The sequence below is a fragment of the Bradyrhizobium sp. th-b2 genome (genome assembly GCF_000426785.1).
Classification (GTDB): domain Bacteria; phylum Pseudomonadota; class Alphaproteobacteria; order Rhizobiales; family Xanthobacteraceae; genus Bradyrhizobium; species Bradyrhizobium septentrionale.
The window spans coordinates 1-1,366 of the sequence record NZ_AUGA01000249.1; the positions used below are offsets into that span (position 1 = coordinate 1).

Annotated in this window: 1 protein-coding gene; it reads right to left on the reverse strand. The window is 68.3% G+C overall.

The genetic code is table 11. The features are described 5' to 3' along the window. Positions 1 to 1,366 (reverse strand): condensation domain-containing protein (locus tag K359_RS56685; protein WP_035978598.1); only part of this gene is annotated, 1,366 nt, incomplete at both ends.

Here is a 1,366-nt window from a genome sequence, read left to right on the forward strand (position 1 = left end):
CAGGATACGGCGCCGCCGTCCGGTTCAGCTCCTCCAGCAGATAGGTGCGCTCGTCCGCTGGCAGGATGTCCAGCTCCCGCACCGGCGTGGTCGGCGCCCGCTCCAGCGCCGCTGCCAGCTGCGCGAGCGTCTGCTGCATGTAGCCGCAGATCCGATCCGCCGAGATTGGCTCCACCCCCTGCGCCGTCAGCCCGAGCGCCTCGCCAAAATCCTCCACCGACAAGATCAGCGGATAGTTGGTGCGCTCCTCCTCGCCCAGCCATTCCACGCCGGACAGCGCATCATCGGCTGCGGAGGCGGAGATCGCCGCCGGCGTGTTGTGGCGGTAGTTCAACAGCGCGCTGAACAGCGGCGCCGGCGCCGCAACGCCGCTGCAGCGTTGCGCCAGCGCCAGCGAGGCATGCTCGTGCGCCAAGAGCTCGACCAGCCGGGCATGCGTGGTTCGCACGCTCGCCTCGACCGCGGTGCCGTCAAGATCAAGCCGCAGCGGCAGGGTGTTGATGAACAGGCCCATCGCGCGGTCGGCGCCCGCCCCGCCATGCATGCGGCCGAACAGCACCGTGCCGAACACCACCTGCTCGCGGTCGCTGCTGCGCGCCACCACCTGACCCCAGGCCAGATGGCACAGGCTGGCCAGGCTCACCCCCAGCCGCCGCGCCTGGCTGCGCAGCCGCGCGTTCAGCTGCTGCGGCAGCATCCGCTGCGCCTCTCGAACCCCGCCGCCGTCGCCGCGCACCTCGCTCAAGCCGAACGGCGTGCTCGGCTCGTCGATGTCTGCCAGCAGCTCCCGGAAGAACGCTTCATCCGCCTTGGCATCAGCGCCGAGATGCGCCTGCGCCACCAGATTGCGGAACGGCTGTGGCTCGCTCAGCTCGTGCTCGCGTCCCTCCAGCACAGCCTGGACCTCGGCACGCATCACCTCCAGTGTCGTGTGATCCCCGATCAGATGATGCTGCAGCTCCAACAGCAGCCAGCGCCCGCTGCCGGGCTCGCGCGCAATCACAAACCGCAACAAGGGCGCCCGGCCAAGCTCGATGCGCTGCCGGCGCGGATCAAACCGATCCTTAAGCTGCGCGGCGCCAGGACCACCAGACCCGTCCAGCTCGACCTCGCTCACCTCCAGCGATGCGTGGCGCCAAACCACCTGGGCCGGCCGCGACAATCCCTCCCAGACAAACGAGGTACGCAGGATGTCATGTCGATCCACCACCCGCTGGACCGCGGCAAGATAGCGGTCCAACACGCCACGCTCGGCAAACGCCATCTGCGATACCAGCAGGTACGGATCGCCCTTTGTCGCCAACAGATGATGGAACAGGATGCCGTCCTGCAGCGGCGACAAGCCATAAATGTCCTGGATGTTGCC